Below are 26,721 nucleotides of genomic sequence, written 5' to 3'. Positions count from 1 at the left end.
ACCGCAGCAATTGCCGTCGCGGCCGTGGGTGGCGCCGCGCGAGGGGGCGGACATATACCCCCCCACGACGCCGGCCCAAAGTCGCGGCTAACGCGCTGGCACGGGCGGGATGGGCGAGGAATGCCGCTGCCGCCCAACCGAATCAGGGGTGATATGGCGGTCGTTGACCCGCGGTGCTTTGAGCTCCACCGCGCCCGGCCGCGGGCAGCGCCTCGCGCAACACCACTTCGACGTTCAGATAAAGTTCTGATCGTTGCTCGCGCCGCCCGCGTAGGAGTCCAGGTAACCCGGTTCAAGTACCTGGTCAGAGTCGTGCGGGAGAGGTCGGCTTTTCTCACGGGTGAGATGTGGCCGGTGTGTGGTTAGCGCTTTTTGGCCTGCTCAGAACTGGTGGGATGAATCTATCTGGGCCATCTCGGCAGGCGGAAGGTCTCAATTTTTTTTGAGTTTGTTCGTTGCGCAACCTCTGTTGGGCCTGCCGCTGTACCGTCAGTTCCGCTGTAGGACTTTTCGGACATTTGCCCGGGGGCGGGTTTGTGGGAAGGGAAATTGGGCGATGAGCTTTTTTGCGTTGCCGCCGGAGATCAATTCGGCGTTGATGTTAGCTGGCGCAGGCTCGGCTCCCATGTCGGAGGCGTCCGCTGCCTGGAATGCCTTGGCCTCCGAGCTCGATTCGGCGGCGCAATCGTTTTCCTCGACGACCGCGGAATTAGCCGCCCAGGCATGGCAGGGGCCGGCGTCCAAAGCGATGCTTGCCGCGGCAGCGCCGTATGCGGGGTGGTTGAGCACCGCGGCATCCCTCGCGTCGAGTGCATCGGCACAGGCCGAAGCGGTGGTGGGTGCGTTTGAATCGGCGGTGGCAGCCACGGTGCACCCGGAGCTGATAGCGGTCAACCGTTCCAACTTTGTGTCCCTGGTGCTGTCGAACCTGTTCGGTCAGAACGCGCCGGCGATCGCGGCCACCGAGGGCATCTATGAGGAGATGTGGGCACAGGACGTGGCCGCGATGGTGGGATACCACAGCGGAGCGGCCGCAGCTGCTGCCCAGTTGATCTCGCCCGCGGCGTCAGCGTTGCCGAACTATGGCTATGGCAATGTTGGTCAGGGTAATTTCGGTTTCTTCAACAACGGCACGCTGAACTTCGGGATCAGCAACATCAGTCCGGACTTCACCCCGACCGATCCGATTACGTTGTTTGGTGGGGCGGGGATCGCTAACAATGGTCTGTTCAATGTTGGTGCGTTCAACGATGGTTCGGTCAATATCGGTATCGGTAACGTCAGCCCGCATTTCACTCCTACCGATCCGCTGACTCAGTTCGGTGGGTTGGGTATCGGCAATGACGGCCTCAACAACGTTGGTGCTTTCAATGTTGGTAGCAACAACTCTGGTCTGCCGTTGCCGGGGTTGGGGTTGTTGGGTCTGGCTAACCATGGGACCTTCAACGAGGGTTTCTTCAACACGGGTAACCACAACCTCGGGGCTTTCCTCAACGGCGACAACCTGGTTGGGATCGGCCCCCTGCACTTCAACAGTGCAGACTTGGCCGGGCTACCCACCGCGGCGTCGGCCTGGCCGAATTATGGCTATGGCAATGTTGGTCAGGGCAATGTCGGTTTCTTCAACAACGGCACGCTGAACTTCGGGATCAGCAACATCAGTCCGGACTTCACCCCGACCGATCCGATTACGTTGTTTGGTGGGGCGGGGATCGCTAACAATGGTCTGTTCAATGTTGGTGCGTTCAACGATGGTTCGGTCAATATCGGTATCGGGAACGTCAGCCCGCATTTCACTCCTACCGATCCGCTGACTCAGTTCGGTGGGTTGGGTATCGGCAATGACGGCCTCAACAACGTTGGTGCTTTCAATGTTGGTAGCAACAACTCTGGTCTGCCGTTGCCGGGGTTGGGGTTGTTGGGTCTGGCTAACCATGGGACCTTCAACGAGGGTTTCTTCAACACGGGTAACCACAACCTCGGGGCTTTCCTCAACGGCGACAACCTGGTTGGGATCGGCCCCCTGCACTTCAACAGTGCAGACTTGGCCGGGCTACCCACCGCGGCGTCGGCCTGGCCGAATTATGGCTATGGCAATGTTGGTCAGGGTAATTTCGGTTTCTTCAACAACGGCACGCTGAACTTCGGGATCAGCAACATCAGTCCGGACTTCACCCCGACCGATCCGATCACGTTGTTTGGTGGGGCGGGGATCGCTAACAATGGTCTGTTCAATGTTGGTGCGTTCAACGATGGTTCGGTCAATATCGGTATCGGTAACGTCAGCCCGCATTTCACTCCTACCGATCCGCTGACTCAGTTCGGTGGGTTGGGTATCGGCAATGACGGCCTCAACAACGTTGGTGCTTTCAATGTTGGTAGCAACAACTCTGGTCTGCCGTTGCCGGGGTTGGGGTTGTTGGGTCTGGCTAACCATGGGACCTTCAACGAGGGTTTCTTCAACACGGGTAACCACAACCTCGGGGCTTTCCTCAACGGCGACAACCTGGTTGGGATCGGCCCCCTGCACTTCAACAGTGCAGACTTGGCCGGGCTACCCACCGCGGCGTCGGCCTGGCCGAATTATGGCTATGGCAATGTTGGTCAGGGCAATGTCGGTTTCTTCAACAACGGCACGCTGAACTTCGGGATCAGCAACATCAGTCCGGACTTCACCCCGACCGATCCGATTACGTTGTTTGGTGGGGCGGGGATCGCTAACAATGGTCTGTTCAATGTTGGTGCGTTCAACGATGGTTCGGTCAATATCGGTATCGGTAACGTCAGCCCGCATTTCACTCCTACCGATCCGCTGACTCAGTTCGGTGGGTTGGGTATCGGCAATGACGGCCTCAACAACGTTGGTGCTTTCAATGTTGGTAGCAACAACTCTGGTCTGCCGTTGCCGGGGTTGGGGTTGTTGGGTCTGGCTAACCATGGGACCTTCAACGAGGGTTTCTTCAACACGGGTAACCACAACCTCGGGGCTTTCCTCAACGGCGACAACCTGGTTGGGATCGGCCCCCTGCACTTCAACAGTGCAGACTTGGCCGGGCTACCCACCGCGGCGTCGGCCTGGCCGAATTATGGCTATGGCAATGTTGGTCAGGGCAATGTCGGTTTCTTCAACAACGGCACGCTGAACTTCGGGATCAGCAACATCAGTCCGGACTTCACCCCGACCGATCCGATTACGTTGTTTGGTGGGGCGGGGATCGCTAACAATGGTCTGTTCAATGTTGGTGCGTTCAACGATGGTTCGGTCAATATCGGTATCGGGAACGTCAGCCCGCATTTCACTCCTACCGATCCGCTGACTCAGTTCGGTGGGTTGGGTATCGGCAATGACGGCCTCAACAACGTTGGTGCTTTCAATGTTGGTAGCAACAACTCTGGTCTGCCGTTGCCGGGGTTGGGGTTGTTGGGTCTGGCTAACCATGGGACCTTCAACGAGGGTTTCTTCAACACGGGTAACCACAACCTCGGGGCTTTCCTCAACGGCGACAACCTGGTTGGGATCGGCCCCCTGCACTTCAACAGTGCAGACTTGGCCGGGCTACCCACCGCGGCGTCGGCCTGGCCGAATTATGGCTATGGCAATGTTGGTCAGGGCAATGTCGGTTTCTTCAACAACGGCACGCTGAACTTCGGGATCAGCAACATCAGTCCGGACTTCACCCCGACCGATCCGATTACCCTGTTCGGGGGGCTCGGCATCGCCAACAACGGTCTGGACAACATCGGCGCCTTCAACAACGGTTCGGTCAATATCGGTATCGGTAACGTCAGCCCGCATTTCACTCCTACCGATCCGCTGACTCAGTTCGGTGCGGTGGGTATCGGCAATGACGGCCTCAACAACGTTGGTGCTTTCAATGTTGGTAGCAACAACTCTGGTCTGCCGTTGCCGGGGTTGGGGTTGTTGGGTCTGGCTAACCATGGGACCTTCAACGAGGGTTTCTTCAACACGGGTAACCACAACCTCGGGGCTTTCCTCAACGGCGACAACCTGGTTGGGATCGGCCCCTTGCACTTCGATAGATAGACGCGGATTCGGGCACAGCCGTGCTGGGCTATCTCGACGATCGACAATGCTCAGCGCACTACGCTCATCGCCGTTGCGGCCTAGGACACCCTGTCGGCTCCGGAGGCGGTTTCGAAGATCAACTGGTGTTCGGCAATGCGAATCCGGTCACCTTCGGTTAGCGCGGTGCTGGTATGAACACGTCGGCCAGAAACGGAAACGCCGTTTAACGACCGCAAATCCACGATGACGAAACTGGACCCGGTGTCAACGATCGCGGCGTGGTGACGGCTGACCTTGCCACCGGAAAGAACGATGTCATTGTCCGGGCTGCGTCCGATGCGGGTGGTGGTCGCGACCAACGGATACCTACGTTCGTTCGCGTCGCGTAGTGAAGGGCCGTGGGTGGCGTCCGGAATGGCCGGCATGTGGACCGACAGGGTGCTGATGGTTTCATCGGCGTTCGCCTGGGCGGTCTTGCAGACGTCGAGTGGCCGCTGACGCAGGATTCGTCCATATAGCGCGCGCACCGTAGGAGCGGGGTCGACACCGAGGTCCTCTGCCAGCCTGTCCCGCAGTCGACGATAGGCATCGAGCGCATCGGATTGGCGTTCGGCCAGATAGTAAGCGGTGATCAGCTGCACCCAAAGCGGTTCCCGGTAGGGGTGGTCGGTGGTGAGTGCCTCCAGCTCGCCAATCACCGACTGGGCTCGGCCGCAAGCAATTTCAACTTCAGCGCGAGCGATCTGTGTGACCAGTTTTTCCTCGGCCAGTCCGGTGGCGAAGGCGTCGACGAAGTTGAAGTCGCGTAAGTCGTCGAGCACCGGACCGCGCCACTGGGCAAGCGCGGCCGAGAAGTGCTCGCTAGCTTGTTCAAAGCCCGAAGCCGCGGCGGCCCGTACCCCGGCGTGCTTTTCGGCCGCGAATCGGCCGAGGTCGTAGTCGCCATCGGCAACCGTGAGTCGGTATCCCGGTGGCATGTTTGCCAGCAGTTCTCGAGTCTCGATGCCGGCACCGGCCATCAGACGACGCAGCTTTGACACGTACGCGTATAGCGTTTCTCGTGCCCCCGCCGGAGCCCCCTGCTCCCACGCCGCCTCGATCAACGCATCGATTGCGACGGGGCGGTTGCGATTGATCAGCAACGCCGCCAGCACCGCCCGTTGCTTGGGGGTGCCCAACGGCACGGCTGCGCCATCGATCGTCATCTCCAATGGCCCGAGGACACCGAAACTCAACACGATCTTTCCGCCATCAACCCTCTGGCCCGCCTAGGGGAGCAGCACCGTTCACGACTCCCTATTCTGGGTGAGACGCGAGCCGTTGGCGGTGGGATTACCGAATCGTGCTCGTGAGCCGCCCAGTCGGGCTGCCGTGTTGCTGCCGCGCTTGATCGCGGATCGCCCGGATCAATTCCGCCTGGGCCGGTGGGCGCCGACTTGCCCAGGTCCGAAGATCCGCCCGGATCGGTTGGGCCGTCGTCGCAACGCTTCAAGGTCGGAGACACCCAAACGTTGACAGTGTAACCGTGACAGTGTCAGTATCGACGCATGGCCGAGCGGGCGTCGTGGACGCTGGACGAGCTGGTGCGACGGGTTGCCGCCGGGCTGGCCGATCCCGCCTACCCGGGAGCGCCCAACGGCCGGGTCCGCCAGCTTCCCGATCGACGCTCGGTGCGGTGGTACACCACCACCGGGCTCATCGACCGGCCGGTCATGCAGGGGCGCACCGCGTTGTATGGCCCGCGGCACCTGCTGCAGGTCATTGCGGTCAAACGCCGCCAGGCTGAGGGCCGTTCGTTGGCCGACATTCAAGCCGAGCTGGCCGGAGCGACCAATGAAACGTTGAGCAGGGTGGCCGCCGTTCCCGACGAACTGGTGACGGCCGAGGCGCGGGCGTCGGCCGAGGTCCACCCGAGCCGCCGCAGCCGCTTCTGGGCCGATCGGCCGGTCACCGTAGAACCGGCGACCGACGGTGGCGGTGCTGACACTGTCACGTCGCTTGCGGCGGTAAGCCTGCCTGGCGGGGTAACGCTGTTGCTGCCCGCCGAGGGCCAAGGCCGCCCCGGTGACGACGATCTGGACGCGATCCGTGCGGCCGCCCGGCCACTGCTGCAACTGTTGGCCGACCGCGGCTTGCTGTCGGGCCTGCTATCCCAGGATGAGATGAACGGAGCCCATCATGACCGTGCGTATCACGCCGACGACTGAGGCCGATACGACCGGCCCCGTCGCCGCCGACGGCCAGCCTGGCCCGGGCGCGCTGAGCACCGACCGGGGCGGCCTGCCACTCGAACGCGTCGATGTTGGGGTCGATATCACCGGACTCACCAGCCGAGTCGAGCTGAGGCAAGACTTCGTCAACGTTTTCGACGTAGCCCTGGAAGCCAGCTACGTGTTCCCGCTGCCAGATAGTGCGGCGGTCACCCGCATGCGGGTGAGCGTCGACGGGCGCGATGTTGAGGCCGAGTTGCGCGAGCGTGAGGCTGCTCGCCGCGCTTATGACGAGGCCATCGCATCGGGGCGATCGGCCCGGATCCTCGAGGAGGATCGGCCGGACGTGTTCACTATCCGGGTCGGCAATATCGTGCCCGGTCAACGGGTCACCGTCGCGCTCACCATCATCAACCCCCTGACCTACGAGGATGGTGAGGCAACATTCCGCTTCCCATTGGTGGTCGCACCCCGCTACATCCCGGGTGAACCGCTGGCCGATATTGCTGTCGGCGACGGCTACGCCGACGACACGGATGCGGTCCCCGACGCATCTCGGATCACCCCGCCGATGCTGGTGGCAGGATTTGCGCACTCGGTTCCGGTGACCATCGACGTTGGGATCGACCCCGCCGGTTTCAACCTGTCGCAGGTGCGATCAAACATGCCCGCGGTGACCGGTGCCGATGGGCGGATACAGGTGACACCCGGTGCACCGGCCAACCGGGATTTCGTCTTGCGGCTGGACTACGACGCGCAGGAACTCGCCAGCTCGCTGGTGCTGGTTCCCGATGCCGACGGCGACGAGGGCACCTACCAGCTGACGGTGCTGCCGCCGGCCGGTGTCGCAGCACCGCGCCCACGGCACCTGGTGCTGGTGCTGGACCGCTCCCGCAGCATGGCCGGGTGGAAGATGACCGCCGCCCGCCGCGCCGCATCCCGCATCGTGGACGCGCTCACCAGCGACGACCGGTTCGCGGTGCTGACCTTCGATGACGGCATCGAGTATCCGGTCGGTCTGCCCGCGGGGTTGACCGAGGCCAGTGACCGGCATCGCTATCGCGCGGTCGAGCACCTCGCTCGCGTCGAAGCGCGCGGCGACACCGAAATGCTCGCGCCGTTGCGGCGGGCGCTGGCCCTGTTGGGCCGGGAGCAGGTGGCCGACACCGATGATGCGGTGCTCATCCTGATCTCCGACGGGCAGGTCGGCAACGAGGACCAGCTGCTGCAAGAGCTGTCCGGCGATCTGGGGCGGGTACGGCTGCACACGATCGGTGTCGATGAGGCCGTCAACGCCGGATTCCTGCGCCGCCTGGCCGGTGTCGGCGGGGGACGCTGCGTGCTGGTGGACAACGAGGACCGCCTCGACGAGGCCCTGCCCGGCGTCATCCAGCGCTGCGCACGGACGCCGCTGGCGACCGGGCTGGAAGTACGTGCCGCGGGGTTCACAGCTATCGAGGACACCGTGAGCCCGGCTCGGTTGCCCGACCTGTTGCCCGGGGTGCCGCTGGTGGTGTCCGGACGGTATCGGGGGAGTGCGCCCGGCTCGCTGACCGTGCGCGGCGCCACCGAGGCGGGCGCGGACTGGTCGATCACCGTGGCCGCGGAGCGCTGCGCGGTCCCAGCCGTGACGGCGCAATGGGCGCGGGCCCACCTGCGCGACCTCGAGGACGGCTACGCCGCGGCGCCGGCGGATACCCGAGACGACGTGGCGACGCGGATCGTCGACACGTCGCTGCGCTTCGGTGTCTTGTGCAGGTTCACCGCCTATGTCGCCGGTGAACTTCGGGACGGCCGCGTGGTAGCCGAGGGCGCGCTGCACCACCGGGTGATCCAGCCCGTCGCGGTGCCGGCCCCCCAAAGCCCGCCGCGAGTCAGGGGCGCGTCGCAGAATGCGGTAGCGACCCGCCGGGTGGAAGGATCCGCCCGCGGCGACTCGGAAGCCAAGCGATCGAAAGTGCGAACGGTCAAGCTACGCAACGTAGTTGCGGTGGCGCTGGTCAGTGCGCTGCTGGTTGGCACCGGCTGGATCTGGTCGCTTAGCGGCGACAGCTTGTCCACCGCGACGCGTGATCAAAGCACCGGCATAGTGGGCGGCACGCCCCCCGAAATCGCGGATTCAATCGGGATTCCGGAGACCAAGGGCAGCCTCGGCGGCACCGAGAACACGGTCTCGTTGCCGGAGGCGCCGCCGCCACCAAGGACCCCGGCGGACGGAACCTACAAACGGGACATCATCACCAACGGATCGCTGCAGATGGTCGTCGCAGCGCCCGCCCAAGCCGCCGACCAGCTGGCAGTCGCGGTCTCCGACGCCGGCGGCAGGGTCGACTCGCGCTCGGAACGCTCCGGGGCCTCCTCGCCCACGGTCAGCCTCGTCGTGCGCATCCCCGCCGACAAGCTCGACGGCGTTCTGGCCGACGCGAAGAATCTCGGTGAAGTGGAATCGATGTCGATCGGCCACACCGACGTCACGTCCCAACGCGTCGACCTCGACGCCCGCATCGAGGCTCTGCAAACATCGGTGAATCGCCTGCGCGAGCTGATGGGCCGGGCGGGCAGTGTTGCCGACCTGCTCGCCGCGGAGTCGTCGCTGACCGAGCGTCAGGCCGAGCTGGACTCGCTGCGGGCCCAGCGCGCCACACTCGGTGACGAAATCTCCTATGCAACAATCAATGTCACTCTCTCGTCCAAACCGACGGTGGCGCCCGGTGGTTTCCTCGGAGCCCTCGAACGTGGATGGCAGTCATTGATCGCCACTGTCGATGGCCTGGTGTTGACCATTGGATTTCTGCTGCCCTGGATCCCGGTACTAGGCGTGCTGGTGCTGGCGGTCGTTTGGGTGTTGCGCCGCAAGATCTTTTCGCGTGCCTCCCGAGTCGGCCATGGCACCGACGGGGACTCGGAAACGGAGTCGTAGGGCAGGTGTTCGGGCCACACTGGACCGCGGAGCAGCCGATCGCGAAGTCGATCAGCCAGGGGCCTGCTCATTTTCGCCGCTTCCGGCGTCGCGGCATGCAGGCTGTTCGGCGCAACGGGTGTCGGAATGCGCAACGCGCCAGCGCGGTAGGGCTGCGGGTTGGTTGCGCTGCAACCAGTCGACCATGCCTTCGCGGACCGCGCAGCGCAGGTCCCACAGGGCGCCGGCATTGGGCGCACTGACCAGTATCCGCACCCGCACGTGGCCGCCGACGGCGTCGGTCACCTGCAACGCGCCAACGCGCTGGTCCCAAAGTTCGCTGCCGGCCAGCTGACGCTGCAGTTCGGCGCGCATCGCCTGCAGCCCAACCGCGAAGTCGACGTCGAGTTCGACGGTGCCCAGCAGTTCGGTGGCGTTGCGCGTCCAGTTCTCAAATGGTGTCGTGGTGAAGTAAGTGGTGGGCAAGACCAGCCGTCGCTGGTCCCAGAGGTTTACCACCACATAGGTCAGCGTGATCTCCTCGATGCGGCCCCATTTATCCTCGAGCACAACGACATCGCCGACGCGGATGGCGTCGGAGAACGCTATCTGGATACCGGCGAAGACCGCACCGAGCGAGGTCTGCGCGGCAAGACCGGCCACCACCGACAGCACGCCCGCGGAGGCCAACAGGGCGGTGCCGAGCGCGGCGAAGGCGGGGAAGGTCATCAGGGCCGCCGCCAGACCCAACAGCACCACGGCGGCCACCGCCAGCCTGCGCAGCGTCGTCACCTGGGTCCGGATCCGTCTGCGGTGCAGATCGGCATCGGTCATCGTCGCGTCACCGCCACCGAACTGATTGATCGCGCGCCGCTCCGCGACGAGCACCAGGCTGGCCACCAGCCAGGTGATGGCGGCGATCAACAGCAGCACCAGGGTGTGGTCAACCCAGCCGTGTAAGGCCACGGCACCGTGCACGGAACCGTGTACCGCGACAATCGCGGCAATCACCATCAATGTGACCCGAAGCGGCTTGCGGGTAAGCGGCGCGATATCGCGCAGCAGTTCGCTGCGCCGGCCGATGCGTTTCAATATCCACGACAACAGCACGCCGAGCAGGTAGGCGCCGACCAGCGCACCGCCCACCCACGCCAGACTCACGGCGACACTGGCCGCGGATGGGACCTGAGACTGCTCCGGCATCGCGTGCGCTCACCTTCCAAACAAGATTCACGGGTCGCTGGCGACCGTACGGCAGCGCCGCCCAGCCGTCACCCGATGGTGTCGTCGTCGACGCGGATGAACCTAGGCCGACTCGGCCGGCGCCGGGTCGCTCGCGCGCTCACGCCACTTGCGGTACTCGCGCCGCGCGGTGACTGCCCCGACGATCGCGGTCACGCACCAGACGGCGATGGCCGCGTACGCCAGCCAGGACGACAGGTTCATGATGGTGGCACCCAGTGCGGTGTAGACGAACGCGCGCGGCGCAGATCCGATGAGCGACCCGAGGATCATCTGCCACAGCGGTACCCCGAAGGCCCCGAAGGTGTAGGAGGCCAGTGCGTCCGAGATGCCGGGGATGAAGCGCTGGCCAACCACCGCCCACAGCCCCTGACGTTCGATCCGTGCATCGAGACGATTGGCGCGGTCGGTGCCCAGCAGGACACGGGCGCTGTCCCGGCCCGCGCGTCGGCCGAGCAGGCTGGCGACCACCGCGGTGCCCACCGTCGCGCCTAGGGTCACGAATGTGCCCAGTACCGGGCCGAACAGCACGCCGCTGCCGGCCGCCAGGATCGGACCCGGGACGAACACCGCGCCGAGGACGGTCGACATCACGACATACGCCAGCGGCGCCAGGGGGCCCGTCGCCGTGATCGCGCTACGGATCCCCGCGATGTCGATGACACGGGCCACGGCAACCAGATAGAACATCCCGAGCAGGAACCCGGCGAACAGCGCGAGCCGCACCAGGTGACGCCCCCGGCTGGCGGTTGGGGGCGCAGGATCGGTCGCGGTGTCGGTCATGGTGATATCCATCCTGCCGCACCACACGCACGCCGATGAACCGGCTGGTCGGGCTAGGTTGCCACCTCGGCTACGAAGGTGCCAGACGCCGACGTCCACTTGTCCGCAATGTCGAAGTTGCCGCAGACCCGGTTACCGTCGGTGACCAGCTGGGCCTTGCCCTTTGCCTGCGACATCTGCACCGTCGTTCGTCCGGTCACCCGGATCGAGAGATCGAACGTGTTGGGGTCTTTGCGGTCGCTGGAGGTGGTGTAGTCGCCTTCCCCGGCATTCTGCGCGCCGTTGGTGAACTCCAGCTTGAGGAACGCTTCGTCGGCCGCCAGTTCAATCTTGCGATCCTTGAGCTCCGCCAGCGGACGCTTGGTGGTGCCGATGTACACCACGATCGCCCTGCCGTCACCCCCCAGGCCGGCCAGCGGGCGATCTGCCGCCGCGTAGACGGTGGACCAATTGATCCCATCCGGGTAGCCGCCGTTTGTCGAGCTGACGTTGACCGCGGTCGCCGCGGGGCATTCACCGCCGCTGGCCTGGGCCGTGGTTGTCGAAGACGCCCCGCTGGCCGTCGACTGGGTCGGCGTGGTTGGTCCGGACTTCGTCGAGTCCGAACCACAGCCGACGGCGAGGAAGCCGGGGGACAGGAGCACCGCGACCGCCGCCGCTCGAACTAGCGCAATATGCATGCTTTCTCCTACTTCTTGAATTTCGGATTGGTGCATGAGCTGGTGCCCGGCCGGTCGCCAAACCACGGTCCAGCGATTGGGCGGGCAAAATGTCTGATGCCCGGCGTACCCACAGCGGGAATGCTAATCAGCTCGGGCGCCGAAGGATAATACCCTACCCCGGGAGGGTATCGGCGTGATGTTCCCTGGTTGCGGTGCGGCAGTCGATTCGTCGGGGCCCGACCGGCAAGTCGACGTGCTGTAGGTAGGACGGATTCGTCGTCCGGCCGGCGCGCATCCATTTCCGTGGGCGTATCTATCGCATGGATGATGGCCCGCTGGTTTCGGATTCAGGTTCATCGCGGCGCTCGGGCCGGGCATTCACCGGCCGGTCACCCGCTTGCCGTGTCGGTTTGATGCCCGGGCCGGTGACACGGGATCGAAGTCCGTATGCGGTTGACCGGGGTGCAGATGCGAGGTGGGATGGTACCCGCGAAACGACCGCCACCGACGGCGTTGGGTTTATGTAGCGGTGGAGTTCGCAAAACTTGAGCAAATCCTCACGGCACACGTCCACGCAGGCATTGGGCGGATATCGTTGGGCCTTTGAAGAGCAAGTCTTGCAGCGACAGGGTGCTCTGGGTGGCGCTAAGTTCGGCGACGGGAGGAAGCGACAGTTGCACCTCGTAGACGACGATCTCTTTCTTGTCGACATCGCGGCAGGTGAGACTGACGCGCTCGCCCGCCCCGTCGCCCAGTTCGGCATCGATGCGCTCGCGTATCGTGCCGAGCGACAATTGCCGGCCCTGCGCCTTCTCGAACACCGGATCGAGGATCCTGCCGAGCTGGTCGGCGAGTGTCACGGCATCGCTGAAGTAGACCGCCGGTGTGACGCCGGAACAGCTGCCATGCGCATACCACTCGTGGGGCACCATGGCCTTGATGTCCGACATCATCGACTGCAACTTCGATTGCACGTCCTGCGGCAGATCCAGCGACGCGATGTCGGTATCGCGTAGATGGTCACGAGCCCGACCTTCGTCCGCCTTTGGCACGTCGCAGAACTGTTCGGTTGGGGGTTGGGGCCAGAGCCCGTGCAGGATCAATGCCCGCCCCAACTTCTCGACGTGACCGGATCTGCATCCGGAGTTGTTGCGCTCCACCCGGCACAGGCTGGGGCCCCAGGTCATCACGAGCAGGCTCGAGCTGCTGTTGCCGGGTTGTTTGGAGGGTGGCGGCGAGCGGTCCACCACGAGCAGGCTGAAGGCGACGGCCGCGACGACAATCGCCGCGAGACCGGCCGATATCGAAAGTACAGCCTTATCGCCTCGCCGCAGTTGCATGGTCCACTCTTCTCAGCGGTGTCGAGTGGGAGATTCCCGCACTCGCCCAAACCAGTAACGCAGTACAGCTTTTCACGTCCGTGTGTCAACGTTGGTGGATCGCCCGCCAAAGATCACATGTGTTTGCCGAAGCCGACGAGCTCGCGGCGCCGGAAACGCGTCTCGTGAACGAGATCGATCGCTGGTTCCAGCGCAGAGCGCGCCGGGAAGGCCGCTTGGTTTCTCTCTACACGAGCCTGCTCACCGGCCGGATCTTCGCCTACTTCCGCTACCGGCTGCGGTCCGCGTTCCTGCTCGACACCAGCCGATTCGCCGTTCACGTCATCGAATTCCTGCTGCTGCTCTCCAGCCTCGGTGGGCTGGCCGTGTTTACCGTCATGGTGCTGCGAATCGGCAGCCTGATCGCCGGCGGCGGCTGGTGGGGGCTGCTCGAAGTGATGCGGGAGCGGCTGAGGGGTTTCTTCCGGGCCGGGGACCGGGATGCGGCCGAACGTGAAATTGGTTCTTGGTTGGTTCTTTCGGTGATTGTGGCCGTGGTCTTGATGATCGGTGCCGGTGCTGCACTGACGTTGTTGCGCCCCTCGGGCGACGACTCGATTGCGCACCTCTATGCACTTCTGGTGGTCCTGGAACTGGCGCTCGGCTTTCCGGTCCGGGTGATCCATTCCGGGATCTATGCCACTCGGCGCATCTACCGGCCTAGATGGTTGATGTTCGCTCCCACCTTCGTTCAGCTGGGAATTCTCACCGCCGGCCTCTACTGGTATCCCACCGCCGCGATCATCATTGCGATCGTCGCGTCCAACGCCATCGGCATTTGGGGCACCGTGCACTTCACCCTCGAGGTCTATCGGCTGACCGGGCTGTGGCCGAAACTGGGGGCACCCTGGTACGCATTCTGGCGGCTGTTGCCCAAGATCCCGCCCTGGCTTGGTCTGCAGACAACGCTGTCGGGACTTGTGTTGCGCATGGACGCGATCATCGTGCTTGCCATTGTCGGCGTGTATGGGACGAGCACGCGATCGTTTGATCTCACCGCCGGTGTGGCGGCGTGGCGGCACGTTGATGTGTTCCAGTTCTTCTATCTGGTGCTGCCGTTGTTTTGCGGCGCCTTCGAGGGCGCGGGGCTTTTCTATTTCGATTTCGTCCGGCTGCGCAGTATCCCGGCGCTCAGGGAATTTCGGCTCTTCTTCTTCCACCGTCTCCTGATGATGACGCCGCTCATCGCCCTGTTCTTCTGGTCGCTTGCTGCCGTGCTCGGGACCTATGTCCTGCACGACATTCCGCTGAGCTTCCTGTTTGCGTTGCTTCCGCTTTTTGTCGTGCGCAGTTTGATCGGGATGTACCAGATCCGCCTGTTCTCCGAAGGTCGTTTCGGCACCCACCTGTTGACTGTCGTGTTGCTGGCCGGTTTGTTGTGGCTGGTATGGATGGACCGCAACCCCGCCTCTGACCTGATTCAGATCACCGCCGCGCTGATCGCTCAACTTGTCGTGCTGATCGACCTGCAGCATTATCGAGACCGCCGCCCACCTGCGCCGCCCACGCTGCTGATGTTGGGTGACTGGATGCGTGCGCTCGCCCGTGAGCAGGGGCCAGTCCTGGTCGGCAGCATCACCATCCCGGACTCGATCGCGGCCAAGCAGAGATCGGCCGCGGTGGCGCTGATGCGGCAAAACTTCAGTGGCAAAGGGCATTTCGCGTTTCGGTCGGCAACGATTCTTGTCTACTACCAGCGAGCCGCGAACGGCGATACCGCACCGCAGCCGCATCTGGCGCTCCAGGCGATCACCGGGGGCGCTGCCAACCGCGGCAACTCGTTGGGCATGCCGATGACTACCGGAGCGGCCGCCCTCGACCGTCTGATCGCCGAAAAATGGATCCTGCCAATGGACGATGTGACATCGCAGTCGGGTGATGTTGAAACGCTTTGCGCCGAGTTTCATGTGCTCTTTCCGGACGGCATCGTTTTCGACCTCGATACGTTCGCGGGGGCACGAGACATGCGCAATCTCCACCACGGTGTGTTGACCGCGGCATTGCCCGCGGCAATAGCGAGCCTCGAAGGCGGCTCCATCGTGGTTCCCTTGGCTGATCGCCTGCTCACGCCGCTGTATCACGATGGCAGGCTGCGTCGGCTCATGCTGCTGCCTCCCGACCCCGAACCCGCGGTGTTCAGGCGCTGGCTGCAAACCATGAAGGCCTGGCGGTTCAGCTGGGGCACCATGGAGACGGGGCTGGGCCGCCATGGTTGAACCCGTTGACATCGAGCGGCGACTGGCGGATCCGAAGACCTACGAAGACGCTATTCTGCGGATCTTCTCCAAGAAGCGCCGGCGCGGGTTGGCCTTCGGTGAGGCGGCCGGCGGCGTCACCTACTTTGGCACCGCAAGCCAGCGGCGCACGCTGTCGCGGGCGATAGCCCGCGGTGTCGGCAGCGGCCGATACCGACCGCAGCCGGTCGACCTCTGGATGCTCGAGACCAAAGGGAAAGTACGCGCCGCCCACACGCCCGCGTTCAGCGATCACGTCGTGGGTTCGGCTCTGTTTCAGCTGCTTTCGCATAACGCGCGCTGCTACGGCCTGCCCGGCGTCTACTCCTATCTGCCTGGCCTGACGAATGTTGCGGCGGTGCGTGCTCTTGCCGGCTATGTGCGAGCTCACCGCGACCGGGTGGGCGACAAAGGCCCGCCGCTGTATGTCTTGCAGTCAGACTTCGAACACTACGGTGACAGTCTGCCGGTCGGTCCGGACGCGGCGCTGTGGCCAACGCTGCGCGAGATCGCGACACTCGGTAGTTCGAAGGGCCGCATCGGGGTTCACACCTGGGACCTCATCACCGCGCTGGCCCGCCCCATCGTGCGCGATGAGAGCGGGGCCCAGTTCACCCGGCGCTACGGCGTCGCGATGGGAACACCGCTTGTTCCGGTGCTGGGCAATCTGGCGGTCATACCCATGGACCGGGCGATCGTCGGTATCGAAGGCATCTTTTACGCGCGGTACAACGATGACTTCCTCATCGCTCATCCTGACCTCGCGGCGCTGCACGAGGCGGATGCGCGAATCGATGCGCTGCTTGACGAGTTGGGCGTCAAACGCAAGCTCGCCAAAGAGCTTCGCACCACCCTGAGCGCGACCGGCCAACCGTGCGCCTCCGATCCGGCCTACCGCGGCCGCAACCGGATCGACTGTCTCGGGATGTCCGTCACCCATGCCGGGACGATGGCGCTGGCGCCTCATCGGCTGCGTCGCCTCGTCGGTCGCATCACGACGCGCCTGGACGCGACCGGATCGGCCCTGTCGGGAATGCCGGCCGAGGAACGGGCGCGCCAGCTCGTCGAGGCCACCAACGTGATGCTCGATGTCACGAATCCCTTTGCGGTTTCCGGCCTATCGGCACTGCTGGAGACGACAACGGATCGGGGAGTGCTCAAGGACGTGGATTTCCGCATCGCGCGCAAGATCGTCCAGGTCGCCACGGGCCGGCCGGGTGTGCACGGCTTTCGGCTGCTTCCGCCCAGGACGCTGCGGCACCAGATGGGCCTGGTTTCGCTCGTGCAGGTGCGCAACTTGCGGTGATTGCCGGCATGCGGTTCGATCATGGGGAGGGCGCGGACCCCGCTTTCATGCGGCTTTTTCGAGGGACCACAGAGGCTACGGCTTTCGATCCCTCACTTTTTCCGTTTTTTCCCGCGTCCTCTCTTGCGCGCTGCCGGGTTGCGGCCAGGGGCCGGACCCGATGACCTGGTCCACGGTCGGTGCGAGCCCCTCTTCGACGGGCTACAACGGGTAGCGCCGGTAGCGGTGCGGCGTTGCTAGAACAGGGCGGTGCCTTTGAAGCAGGTTCTCGTGGCCCCGCTGACCCAAACGACACCGTCGGGATCGGTGGTTATCGATATTTCTCCGGCTCTGGCCAGACGCGCCCCTTGGGAGACTGTGTAGCTCAGCGGCGCGGTGCCCGTGCTGGTCAGCCACTGGGCGACGCCGGCGTTCATGCTGCCGCACACCGGATCTTCGGCGACCCCGACCCCGGGAGCGAAGGTGCGCAACTCAAACGCGTGCTCCGAACCCGACGGGTAGGCGCCGATCGCCCCCACCATGGCAGCGGACATCTGTGAGAAGTCAGGTTCAAGGTCGAGCACCTCTTGGGCGGTGGCCAGTTGCACGACCGCCCATCCGGGACCGTTGTCAACCCATTGGTGGGCGAGCACCTGGTCGCGAGCAATGCCGAATGCGGCGACGATCTGCGTCAGATAAGCCTCGTCCAGATCGCCCGTGCGTCGCATGGGTGGGGCGGCGAACGACAGCATGCCGTGATGGCGACGCAGCTGCACCAGGCCCGCGCCACATTCCTGCACGATGCGATCCGCACAGCCTGGGCTTTCGCGGTGCTCGAGCCAGGCATGCGCCGAGCCGAGGGTGGGGTGACCGGCGAAAGCAAGCTCCCCACCAGGAGTAAAGATCCGCAACTTGTAGTGGGCGTTCGGGTCTTCGGGCGGCAGCACGAAAGTCGTCTCCGAGAGGTTCGTCCAGCGGGCGACGCGCTGCATCGTTTCGTCGTCCAGCCCGGACGCGTCGAGAACGACCGCGACCGGGTTACCCATATATGGCGTCGCAGAGAACACGTCGACCTGAGCAAAATCATATGAACGGGCCACCGGCGTTGGGCCTTTCGGATATCTAGCTGGCAAGGTTTCGCCGCCGATCGTAGTTGGCCCGAGCGGGCCCTAGATGGGCCTACCCGGGTGTCTGGACTCGTCGCGGGGTTTCGGCGCCCCGCATCAACAGACCCAGGACAACGGCGACGATCACCAGAGCGGGCACATCACCGGCCAGGTGGCCGCGCTCGTGTGGGTCGCCGATCGCCTGCGCGGCCATGATCGCGGCGTGAACGACGCTCGATACCACCGTGAACCAGATCAGGCTGCGGTGGGCCAGCGGATCTCGTGCCGCGATCAGAAGGAAGACGCCAAGTGTGGTGTAGATGCCGATGATCATCGTGAGGTAATGCGATGACCCATGACCCCAACTCCAGCCGGATGGCCAGATGATGGTGAGGGGGTAGACGGCGAAGGTGAAGATCAAGCCGACGGCGATGAGCGCCGCCCGTAACAAGTTGGTCCGATTCTGGGTGTTCGTGTCGAGGTTCGGCATCGCGCGACGCTTTCGGTTACTGCCATTGAGACATCAATTTTACGCCGGTCCAGCCCGCACCGGGATAGTGGTTATACTGACTAAGTATTTTCGGCTTCGACATCGGAGGGCGCATGCCACGCACAGACAACGACAGCTGGGACTTGGCCACCAGTGTGGGGGCGACGGCCACGATGGTGGCGGCGGCGCGGGCGATCGCCACCAATGCCGACAACCCCTTGATTGCGGACAGGTTCGCCGAACCGCTGGTTCGTGCAGTCGGCGTGGACTTTTTCACGCGCTGGGTCACCGGCGATCTGGTGGTAGCCGACGTCGACGATACGGAGTCTGGTTGGCAGCTAGCGCAGATGCCAGATGCGATGGCCGTGCGGACTCGCTTCTTCGACGCGTTCTTTCAGGATGCGACCCGCGCCGGCGTCCGTCAGGCGGTGATCCTGGCGTCGGGCCTGGACGCGCGCGCCTACCGATTGGATTGGCCGGCCGGGATGACGGTTTTCGAGATAGACCAGCCGGAGGTGATCGCGTTCAAGACCACCACGTTGGCAGGGCTGGGCGCAGTACCGCGAGCCGACTTGCGCACGGTGGCCGTCGATCTGCGTCAAGACTGGCCGAAGGCCTTGACGGAAGCGGGTTTTGACGCCGGTCGCCCTACCGCGTGGATTGCTGAGGGGCTCTTCGGCTATCTCCCTCCGGAAGCTCAGGACCGACTGCTGAACAACATCAGCGCGCTCAGCGCCACGGGCAGCCGGCTGGCCTGCGAGGCGATCCCGAACAGGCCGCAGCAAGACGCCGAAAAGGCGCGGGAATTGATGCGCAAGGCCACCGCCAGATGGCGTGAGCACGGGTTTGAGCTGGAGTTCGGTGATCTCGGCTATGAGGGTGACCGAGCGGATGTGGAGTTGTATCTGCAGAACCTGGGCTGGCAGTCGGTCGGCACCCAGATGAGTCAGCTGTTGGCCGACAACGGTGCCGCGCCGATCCCGCACAACAATGACTCGGTGACCATGGCAGACACGATCTACTACAGTTCGGTCCTGACCGCATGACGACGGTGCCGCGCCGGGGCTTCAACGACGCCGTCACGGGGATCTGGAGTTTGTTGGCCCCGGCCTACGACTTGGCAATCCTGCAGCAATGGGTATACCGCCCGCCCCATGACGAGGTTCTCGCCCAGCTGCGCGCCCACAAATCTCGCAGGATTGCTGATATTGCGTGCGGCACTGGCATTCTCAGTGCTCGGATCGAGCGCGAACTGCACCCTGACGAAATCTACGGTGTAGACATGTCGCACGGGATGCTCGACCAGGCCCGGGCTAAATCCGATCGGGTGCGGTGGCTGCGCGGCCCGGCGGAGCAACTGCCGTTCGATGACGGCGCGCTCGATGCCGTGGTTACCACCACCGCATTTCATTTCTTCGATCAGCCGGCGGCGTTGCGGGAGTTTCATCGGGTCTTGGCCCCCGGCGGCCTGGTGGCCGTCTCATCCCTGAGCGCGCGCCAGCCCCTGCTGCAGCTCCCAGCGGCTAGCAAATGGAAACCCCAGCACAGCCCGTCGCCGGCCGAGATGCGGGCACTGTTCGAAGGCGCGGGGTTCACCATCAGTGATCAGCACCGCGTCCGTCGGCCGGTCTGGACGCGGCTGGTGCCTGATCTGATCACCGTCGGCACCAAGAGCTGACCGCGTTTCGGTCGCGACGGTTCTAGCGTTGCGCGGCCAGATAGGCCAGCCAGCCGCGGTAGGCGGTGATGTCGGTCGCGTCGCTGGTTGCGTCCTGGGTGGCCGTGAAACCGACCACCTCGCTGCCGTTTTCGAGTTCGATCGCGGTCAGCGCCATGGGTGGTGGTAGCGCGGCCAGGAAGCGCCCCAGGCCGGCTTCCGAGATTCGGTAGAGCTCGCCGCGGATGCCGGCGCCGGCGCCGGGATCGGTGCGCACGAGCGCGGGTTTGGCGGGCGTGGTGTCCAGGACGGTCAGGCGGTAGGCGTCGCTGGTGGTGATCGGCCCGCAATAGCGGGCGCCCAGCTCTTGTAGTTGGGGGTGCAGTGGCTGTCCGCGCAGATGAGCCCCGAAGACGGCCAGCTCAACCCCATGATTGACCAGCAACGGGGTGCTGACCCCGCTGAGGCGGGCCGCAATGTCGATGGCGACCTGGTCGCCGAAGGCCGCGGCGATGAGCATGACACCGAACGGCCTCGCGTCCGGCAGTGGTGCGGCGGGGATGGCGATCGCGGCCAAGTCCAGCAAATTGCAGAAGTTGGTGAAGGTACCCATCCGCCGATTGATCCCGGCCGGATCGGCCGCAACGGCGGCCAAACTCGGGTGCTCGGTGGTGGTGGGTAGCAACAGTGCGTCGAAGCGGCCCAGAAGTTCGGCCGCAGCACCGCGCGCATAGGCGAGCGCGTGTAGGTCCGCGGCGAAGGCGGCCCCGGTGGTGGAGCGCGCCGCGGTGATGATGGTGGCCACTGTCGGATCGGCGCCGGACGGGTTGGTGTCGAGGAATTCTCCGACGGCCGCGTAGCGTTCGGCCACGATTGCGCCGTCATAGAGCAGGCGGGCCGCATCCAGCAGCGTGCTGATGTCGACGGTGGCGATGCTGGCGCCCGCGGCGGTAGCGGCTTGCACACATCGCTGGAAGGCAGTCCGGTACGTGTCGGTGAGGGGGGCCAGGTTCTCCGGCGTGGGAATCGCAAGCCGGGGTGTCTCGGGTGCGGCCAGGGCGGCGTCGGATGGCCAGCGCCGGCTGCGGGGATCACGCGCGTCGGGGCCGATCATGGTGGCGATGGCGAGCGCCGCGGTGGGTAGCTCGGCCGCGAATACCGTGACGGTGTCGTAGTCGGCGCAGGCGGGCACCACGCCGTGGGTGGGGATGATGCCCAGGGTGGGTTTGATGCCGATGATTCCGTTGAGGGCGGCCGGCACGCGTCCGGAGCCGGCGGTGTCGGTACCGATGCCCAGGTCGGTGATGCCCAGGGCGACAGCAACCGCTGAACCCGAACTGGAGCCTCCCGAGATCAGCTCTGGGTGCTGCGCATTGCGGACGGCGCCATAAGGGCTTCGGGTGCCGACCAACCCGGTGGCGAACTGGTCGAGGTTGGTCTTGCCCAGGATGATCGCGCCGGCGTCGATGAGCCGTTGCACCGCGGCCGCGGTGGTGTCAGGGGTGTAGGCGAACTCGGGGCAGGCTGCGGTGGTGGGTAGACCCGCGACGTCGATATTGTCCTTGACCGCGACCAGCAATCCGGCCAGCGGCAGGTCTTGTCCCGCGGCCACCCGCCCTTCGATGACCGTGGCGTCGGCGAGCACATCGGCTTGGTCGCGCAGGGTGATCCATACTTCGGGCCGATCGGTGTCGGCGATGCGCCGGTAGGCGGCCTTGACTCGGTCGGTCGGAGTCGGGGCGTGGGTCATGCATTGTCTCCGTTCACCGTTGCGGGTGTGCCGGGGGCGGGGGTAGGCACCCGCACAATAATCCCCCGAGACAATCCCCCGAGACGGCGGCCCGCGGGCGTGGCCTTGCGGTTACCCGTGCGATCCGAGACCCCGAGCCCGGTGCGCGCGGGCTCATCAATCACCGGTCGATCCGCCAAACCTGTTGAACAACTGAATGTTTGGACGTCTTGGCGAGTTGGCCATTGCGCAGCGATGTCGTCGCGAGGTGAATCGCTTGTGCTGCAAGGTTGGTGGCCGTATCGGGTGGGGCAGGCGTTGGCCGGATGTCCCGGCCGGCAACGGATGCATTTTGCCCGCCTTGCAGCGACAACCGACGAGTAGGGTCCAAGCAATGACTCACCACCCGAAACGCCTGCTCGTTACAGTTGTCGGTGCGTTCGCGGCCGGCGTGCTCGCCCCGGCAACGGCTCACGCCGACATCGTCGGATTCACGTCGCCCAGCGGCAACATCGGCTGCATGATCGACTCTTCGTCGGTGCGCTGCGATGTCCGTGACCGCACCTGGTCGCCGCCGCCGAGGCCCGCCGATTGCGAGTCGATGATGGATTATGGGCAGGGCATCGTGCTCACCGCCGGTCAGCCCGCTCGATTCGTCTGTGCCGGTGACACCGCGCTGGGCGGCGGGCCGGCGCTGGCCTACGGCGACAAGATCACCAAGGGATCGCTGCAGTGTGAAAGTGAGACGTCGGGGGTGACCTGCCGCGATATCGGCGACGGCGGAGGTTTCTCGATCTCACGCGACGGCTATCAGCTGTCCTGATCGGCTGCCCGCGAGGGATAGCAGTCAGGGGTCGGCGCAACGGGTGGCGGTCTAGGGGAAAGTCACAACGATCTTATCGGCCGTTCCCGGTGCGGTGGCGGCGGCAAGGGCATCCTGCACGTTGTCGAATGCGATGGTGCGGTCGACGATCAATGCATATCTCTGCCAATCGGCGACGATGTCTTTGGTGACGTCGAAGATTTCGGTGGGGTAGCCGATCGATCCCACCAGGGTGATCTCGTGGCTCATCACGGTGACCAGATCGACCTCGACCGGCTTCTTGTGGACGGCCACGATGCCGATGGTGGCCCCCTTTTTCGCGTTGGTCAGCGCGCTGTTGACGGCCGCGGGCGCGCCGGCGGCGTCCAGGTAGATATCGGTGCCCGCCTTGCCAGGGAACAGTGCCTGCCCAGGACCGTGCAGATCGATGAGCCGTTGGGTGAGATCTTCCTCGGCGGAATTGATGACCGCGTCGGCACCCACTTGGAGCGCCTTGTCCAGGCGGGACGGGATGAGATCAGCGACCGCGACGTGCGCGGCGCCGACCGACTTGAACGCCAGCACCGCGCCCAGACCGATTGGGCCGGCACCGAAGATCAGGATCTTGTCAGAAGGCTTTGGCTTGCATTGGTTTACAGCATGGCGGGCCACCGCCATCGGCTCGTTGAGCGCGGCCACTTCGAACGGTATGTGCTCGGGAATGACCTCCAGGCTTACCCCGCGCACCGCCTCCTCGATGAGGAGATAGTCCGCCAGCGCGCCACTGGCTCCGCCGTTGCCGATGATGCCGTTGGGGGCGGCCATCGGATTGATGACGACGTGGTCACCGACGGCGAGGCCAGATACCCGCGAGCCGACCGCGACCACCTCGCCGGCGGGTTCGTGCCCGAGCGGCATCCGGCCTCGATGGGGCGGTAGGCCACCGATCGAGATGTAGAACGAATCGGTGCCGCAGATTCCGCAGGCGCGGATCTTGACCAACACGTCTTTGGGCCCGACCTGCGGGTCGGGTGCCTCGATGACGTCGGTGTGGCCCGGGGTCGTCACCACAGCGGACCTCATGCGCGTGCTCCCGTCGTCAACGGATTCTGGATTTGTCGGCCCGGGTGAGCGACCGTTTGGGGCCGCCCCGGCGGCTACGCCCACGTGGCGACGGTCCAGGCTGCCACCGAGCCTGCTCCCGAACGCTGCAAGGAGTCAATCCGCGAGAGAGGATAGCCAGGATGGCTCGAGTTCGATGGTGGCCGTATTGGCAGGACGTTGATGGCAGCGCCGGCAGCACCGGCGCTGCCCGCACCGGCGCCACGAACCCGAGAAGACCGGCCATCGCGGTGGCCGAACGGATGGTTGCGGGTGCGCTGGTGCTGCTTCCCAGCGCACTATTGTTGCTGCGCCTGGGCGAACCTTTCGCGATCTCGGCGATGGCGAGCACAACCGCTATCGTCCTGCACTCACCGAACCGTTACCGGCGCAGACCGCACGTCATCGCCAGCTGCTATGCCACCGGGTTGGCGATCACGGTCCCCATCACGTTGATCGGCATGCTCACCTCCATGTCCGGGCTGCTCGCGTCGACCATCGCCGCGGTGGTGATCGTGGCGGCGCCCGTGGGCCGCGTTCACCCACCAACCGCGTGCATCCCGCTGGCGATCACCAGATCACCGGGACCTGCCGCGATGCTGCTCGGATGGGTGACGTTTGCCGTCGTCGCGGTGGGGTTTCTGGCCGCGTTGTGGATGATGCTGATGCTGGCGACCCGGCGGCGGTGGTGACAGACTCGGCTTGACCTCGGTAGGTTCACCGGGGGAATGCCCTGGTAACGCCGGTGGCGGGGTCCTGCTAATCTGCCCGCTGGCCAAGACGATTCGACCAAATCCGACGACCAAATCTGACAAGGAGACCGCCATGCCAGTCACCGTGACACTCGAACTCAGAATCAAGCCCGAGGCTGTGGGTGCGGCACGTGATGTCCTGGGGCGAGCGCTGCAAGATACCCGGGCCTTCGACGGAAACCTCGGCACCGACGTGCTTGTCGACGAGGACGACGAAGCGCACTGGCTGATCTACGAGCTTTGGGACACCGTCGAGCACGATGAGGCCTACCGCAGCTTTCGTGCCGGCCCCGGACGGATAACAGAGCTGCCGCCGTTGCTGGCCGCGCCTCCAGTCAAGATCAGATACACCACCACCGACATCTGACGGGTCTTACGCAAGACGCTTCGCTGAGGTCAGTTCGAGGTCAGCCGGTACACGCGGCTGGCGTTGTCGCGCAGTATCCGAGCCTGGTCGAACTGGTCACCGAGCACCTCGCGCAGGATCGAAATGGTCTGGGGCAAAGCCACGTTGGGCTTGTCGATGGGGAAGTTCGAGGACCAGAAGGTGCGTTCAGGTCCGAAGGCCGCCTGCAAGTGGCTGATCAGCGGCGCAGCCGCCTCGCGCAGTTCGTCGTGGCTGCGTGCTCCGGCGCCCAACACCGGCATCCCGAAGCCGCTGTGCTTGGCGACCACGTTGGGCAGTTCGGCCAGCGATGAGATGTCGTCGCGCCACCGCCCGAGGATGGCGCGGCGGTCCGCGGAGCTAGTGCCGGTGTGTTTGCCGGATGGACCGTATGCCCCCACCGGAGTGGCGTAGTGATCGAGGATGAAGGTGGTGTCGGGATATTCCCGCGCGAGCGTGATCGCGTCGGGTAATTGGTGGCTGTAGACCCACATGTCAAAGCTGAGCCCGCGCTCGGCCACCGCGGTGAAGCCGCGCCGAAAATCCGCGCTCGAGTACAGATTGGCGTTGGGTGTCCAATTCATGACGCCGCGGTCGTCGCTGTGCGCGCCGATGCAGCGCACCCCGCGCACCAACGCGCTCGCCTGCAGGTGTGCGTCCAGCAGTTCAGCGATACGTGGCGCCGACGGGTCGGCATGCACCACGATCGCGCCGAGGGCCGGTGCTCCGGCAATGCCGAATGGCAGGGCGCTGACCCACTGCGTCTCGTCCACGCTGCCCAGTGGGTCTTTGGTCCGCCACCCGGCTTCCACGTGCACGACGGCGTCGACGCCGACGGGGGAGCTGTCTTGGAGGTAGTCGACCGGTAGGTAGCGATCCAGCAGGTAGCGCGGGTCACCGATGAACTCGCGCGAGGCGCGTGGAAAAAGCCGCAGCAGCGCTGGAAGCACCGTCGGCGCGCGGCGCACGATCTTCGCAACGCCGGACACCGCCCGGGGAGTGGCAAACGGGTCCCATTGGTGAACGTGGGCGTCCACCACCGTCGGTGCGCGATCTGTCACGTGACCACTTTCGCCGCTGCGCTGGTGTCGGTCTCGGGAATCGCAGAAATATGGGGGCGACCGGTCAGCGTTGGGTTCCAACCGCTGACCAGCTCAGAACATAGGCTGGACAGCAACCGGGGTGAGGAAAGAGGACGAACACAGAGGACAGGAAGAGGGGACAGGATGGTCACTGACTACAACCAGGGCGAAATCGCTGAACAGTACAAGAAGACGAAGGCGATCCCGGTGCGGACCAGGATCGAGGCCTACTCATTTCTGAAACACATTGGCGCCGTTACGGGCGAGAAGGTGGTTGACATCGCCTGCGGTGCCGGGGACTACACCCGCGTGATGCGGCGGGCCGGCGCCGCGCGCGTTGTGGGCTTCGATATCTCCGAGAAAATGATCGGGCTGGCCCGCGAGCAGGAGGCACACCAGCCACTAGGTATCGAGTATTTCGTTGCCGACGTCAGCCAGGAAGTGGCACAACAGGATTTCGACCTCGCGATCTCGGCTTATCTGCTGGTGTACGCCCGAGATCGCGACGAGCTTGCTGGGATGTGTCGCGGGGTGGCTTGCCGGGTTCGGTCGGGTGGCCGGTTTGTCACCCTCACCACCAACCCGGGCCTTTACACATTCGGGCGGGTGCCCGACTACCGCAAGTATGGCTTCCAGATAAAGCTGGCCGATGCCGTGTTCGAGGGCGCGCCCATCGAGTTGACGGCGTTTGTCGATGGCGCACCGCTGGTGATCGAAAACTACTATCTGCCGATTGCGGCGTATGAAGCCGCGCTGCGGCAGGCCGGCTTTCACGATTTCGTGGTGCACGTGCCCGATCTGGCGGCGGCACCTCAGGGCGAAGACGAGGGCGATTTTTGGGATGACTACCTCAACTATCCGCCCGCGATCGTCATCGAATGCGACCGCGACTAACA

21 protein-coding genes are annotated in these 26,721 nt (G+C 64.6%); 11 read left to right on the top strand and 10 right to left on the bottom strand.

Translation table 11 applies throughout. The annotated features are described in order from the left end of the window. The first annotated feature begins 556 nt into the window (after positions 1–556). The gene (locus CCUG20998_RS17170; protein ID WP_116269125.1) at positions 557–4,045 is read left to right on the top strand and encodes a PPE family protein; all 3,489 of its coding nucleotides are present in this window, start codon (positions 557–559) and stop codon (positions 4,043–4,045) included. Between the two features lie 80 nt (positions 4,046–4,125). On the opposite strand, the gene CCUG20998_RS17165 is transcribed toward CCUG20998_RS17170, so the two are convergent. Next, the gene (locus tag CCUG20998_RS17165) at positions 4,126–5,265 is read right to left on the bottom strand and encodes a BTAD domain-containing putative transcriptional regulator (RefSeq protein WP_020730433.1); all 1,140 of its coding nucleotides are present in this window, start codon (positions 5,263–5,265) and stop codon (positions 4,126–4,128) included. A 309-nt stretch (positions 5,266–5,574) separates the two neighbouring features. Here CCUG20998_RS17165 and CCUG20998_RS17160 point away from each other — a divergent pair, with 309 nt between their 5' ends. Continuing rightward, positions 5,575–6,234 carry a MerR family transcriptional regulator gene (locus CCUG20998_RS17160; protein ID WP_020730434.1) on the top strand — a complete coding sequence of 220 codons (660 nt, stop codon included), beginning with the start codon at positions 5,575–5,577 and terminating at the stop codon, positions 6,232–6,234. Next, positions 6,206–9,157: a DUF4349 domain-containing protein gene (locus CCUG20998_RS17155; protein ID WP_020730435.1), complete on the top strand. Its 2,952-nt coding sequence runs from the start codon at positions 6,206–6,208 to the stop codon at positions 9,155–9,157. Before CCUG20998_RS17160 ends, CCUG20998_RS17155 begins: the two co-directional genes overlap by 29 nt. Before the next feature lie 51 nt (positions 9,158–9,208). On the opposite strand, the gene CCUG20998_RS17150 is transcribed toward CCUG20998_RS17155, so the two are convergent. The 4 genes from CCUG20998_RS17150 to CCUG20998_RS17135 all read right to left on the bottom strand — a co-directional run bounded on the left by CCUG20998_RS17150 (position 9,209) and on the right by CCUG20998_RS17135 (position 13,070). Further along, on the bottom strand, positions 9,209–10,339 hold the full coding sequence (locus tag CCUG20998_RS17150) for a mechanosensitive ion channel family protein (protein WP_020730436.1): 1,131 nt from the start codon (positions 10,337–10,339) through the stop codon (positions 9,209–9,211). Between the two features lie 102 nt (positions 10,340–10,441). Next, on the bottom strand, positions 10,442–11,161 hold the full coding sequence (locus CCUG20998_RS17145; RefSeq protein ID WP_036456607.1) for a TVP38/TMEM64 family protein: 720 nt from the start codon (positions 11,159–11,161) through the stop codon (positions 10,442–10,444). A gap of 53 nt (positions 11,162–11,214) precedes the next feature. Then, positions 11,215–11,841: a hypothetical protein gene (locus CCUG20998_RS17140; protein WP_012395168.1), complete on the bottom strand. Its 627-nt coding sequence runs from the start codon at positions 11,839–11,841 to the stop codon at positions 11,215–11,217. Between the two features lie 539 nt (positions 11,842–12,380). Next, positions 12,381–13,070 carry a ribonuclease T2 family protein gene (locus CCUG20998_RS17135; protein ID WP_231389760.1) on the bottom strand — a complete coding sequence of 230 codons (690 nt, stop codon included), beginning with the start codon at positions 13,068–13,070 and terminating at the stop codon, positions 12,381–12,383. A 257-nt stretch (positions 13,071–13,327) separates the two neighbouring features. Between CCUG20998_RS17135 and CCUG20998_RS17130 the strand changes: the two genes are divergently transcribed. Together CCUG20998_RS17130 and CCUG20998_RS17125 are read left to right on the top strand one after the other, a co-directional pair. Next, the gene (locus CCUG20998_RS17130; RefSeq protein ID WP_020730439.1) at positions 13,328–15,418 is read left to right on the top strand and encodes a hypothetical protein; all 2,091 of its coding nucleotides are present in this window, start codon (positions 13,328–13,330) and stop codon (positions 15,416–15,418) included. Beyond that, complete coding sequence (locus CCUG20998_RS17125; RefSeq protein WP_038580057.1) at positions 15,411–16,742, top strand: RNA-dependent RNA polymerase family protein; 1,332 nt, start codon at positions 15,411–15,413, stop codon at positions 16,740–16,742. Before CCUG20998_RS17130 ends, CCUG20998_RS17125 begins: the two co-directional genes overlap by 8 nt. A 236-nt stretch (positions 16,743–16,978) precedes the next feature. Here the strand turns inward: CCUG20998_RS17125 and CCUG20998_RS17120 are convergent, their stop codons facing one another. Continuing rightward, positions 16,979–17,821, bottom strand: coding sequence for a PhzF family phenazine biosynthesis protein (locus tag CCUG20998_RS17120; RefSeq protein ID WP_020730441.1), 843 nt, complete (start codon positions 17,819–17,821; stop codon positions 16,979–16,981). A 79-nt stretch (positions 17,822–17,900) separates the two neighbouring features. Beyond that, the gene (locus tag CCUG20998_RS17115; protein ID WP_011740684.1) at positions 17,901–18,317 is read right to left on the bottom strand and encodes a DUF6632 domain-containing protein; all 417 of its coding nucleotides are present in this window, start codon (positions 18,315–18,317) and stop codon (positions 17,901–17,903) included. A 113-nt stretch (positions 18,318–18,430) separates the two neighbouring features. Here CCUG20998_RS17115 and CCUG20998_RS17110 point away from each other — a divergent pair, with 113 nt between their 5' ends. Both CCUG20998_RS17110 and CCUG20998_RS17105 read left to right on the top strand, forming a co-directional pair. Next, positions 18,431–19,363 carry an SAM-dependent methyltransferase gene (locus CCUG20998_RS17110; RefSeq protein ID WP_020730442.1) on the top strand — a complete coding sequence of 311 codons (933 nt, stop codon included), beginning with the start codon at positions 18,431–18,433 and terminating at the stop codon, positions 19,361–19,363. Then, a complete protein-coding gene (locus CCUG20998_RS17105) occupies positions 19,360–19,995 on the top strand; it encodes a class I SAM-dependent methyltransferase (RefSeq protein WP_020725830.1) in 636 nt (211 codons plus the stop codon). The genes CCUG20998_RS17110 and CCUG20998_RS17105 overlap by 4 nt, the downstream gene beginning before the upstream one ends. 22 nt (positions 19,996–20,017) lie before the next feature. Here CCUG20998_RS17105 and atzF read toward each other — a convergent pair whose 3' ends face one another. Beyond that, on the bottom strand, positions 20,018–21,724 hold the full coding sequence (gene atzF, locus CCUG20998_RS17100; protein ID WP_020730443.1) for an allophanate hydrolase: 1,707 nt from the start codon (positions 21,722–21,724) through the stop codon (positions 20,018–20,020). A gap of 373 nt (positions 21,725–22,097) precedes the next feature. On the opposite strand from atzF, the gene CCUG20998_RS17085 reads away from it, so the two are divergent. Then, positions 22,098–22,526 carry a DUF6636 domain-containing protein gene (locus CCUG20998_RS17085; RefSeq protein WP_012395160.1) on the top strand — a complete coding sequence of 143 codons (429 nt, stop codon included), beginning with the start codon at positions 22,098–22,100 and terminating at the stop codon, positions 22,524–22,526. A 51-nt stretch (positions 22,527–22,577) separates the two neighbouring features. Here CCUG20998_RS17085 and CCUG20998_RS17080 read toward each other — a convergent pair whose 3' ends face one another. Further along, the gene (locus CCUG20998_RS17080) at positions 22,578–23,588 is read right to left on the bottom strand and encodes a zinc-dependent alcohol dehydrogenase (protein ID WP_036456311.1); all 1,011 of its coding nucleotides are present in this window, start codon (positions 23,586–23,588) and stop codon (positions 22,578–22,580) included. Positions 23,589–23,749: 161 nt separating this feature from the next. Here CCUG20998_RS17080 and CCUG20998_RS17075 point away from each other — a divergent pair, with 161 nt between their 5' ends. Together CCUG20998_RS17075 and CCUG20998_RS17070 are read left to right on the top strand one after the other, a co-directional pair. Next, on the top strand, positions 23,750–24,298 hold the full coding sequence (locus tag CCUG20998_RS17075; RefSeq protein ID WP_012395158.1) for a hypothetical protein: 549 nt from the start codon (positions 23,750–23,752) through the stop codon (positions 24,296–24,298). 133 nt (positions 24,299–24,431) lie between these two features. Beyond that, the gene (locus CCUG20998_RS17070) at positions 24,432–24,725 is read left to right on the top strand and encodes a putative quinol monooxygenase (RefSeq protein ID WP_012395157.1); all 294 of its coding nucleotides are present in this window, start codon (positions 24,432–24,434) and stop codon (positions 24,723–24,725) included. Positions 24,726–24,754: 29 nt separating this feature from the next. On the opposite strand, the gene CCUG20998_RS17065 is transcribed toward CCUG20998_RS17070, so the two are convergent. Continuing rightward, positions 24,755–25,804 (bottom strand): amidohydrolase family protein, encoded by a 1,050-nt coding sequence (locus CCUG20998_RS17065; RefSeq protein WP_020730447.1) that lies wholly within the window; start codon positions 25,802–25,804, stop codon positions 24,755–24,757. 165 nt (positions 25,805–25,969) lie between these two features. Here CCUG20998_RS17065 and CCUG20998_RS17060 point away from each other — a divergent pair, with 165 nt between their 5' ends. Next, entirely contained in the window at positions 25,970–26,719 is a 750-nt protein-coding gene (locus tag CCUG20998_RS17060; RefSeq protein ID WP_020730448.1) for a class I SAM-dependent methyltransferase, read from the top strand. Positions 26,720–26,721 lie beyond the last annotated feature (2 nt).

The organism is Mycobacterium marinum (assembly GCF_003391395.1).
GTDB lineage: Bacteria > Actinomycetota > Actinomycetes > Mycobacteriales > Mycobacteriaceae > Mycobacterium > Mycobacterium marinum.
The sequence above is the reverse complement of the archived record's forward strand: the minus strand, read 5'-3'. Positions and strand labels throughout refer to the sequence as shown.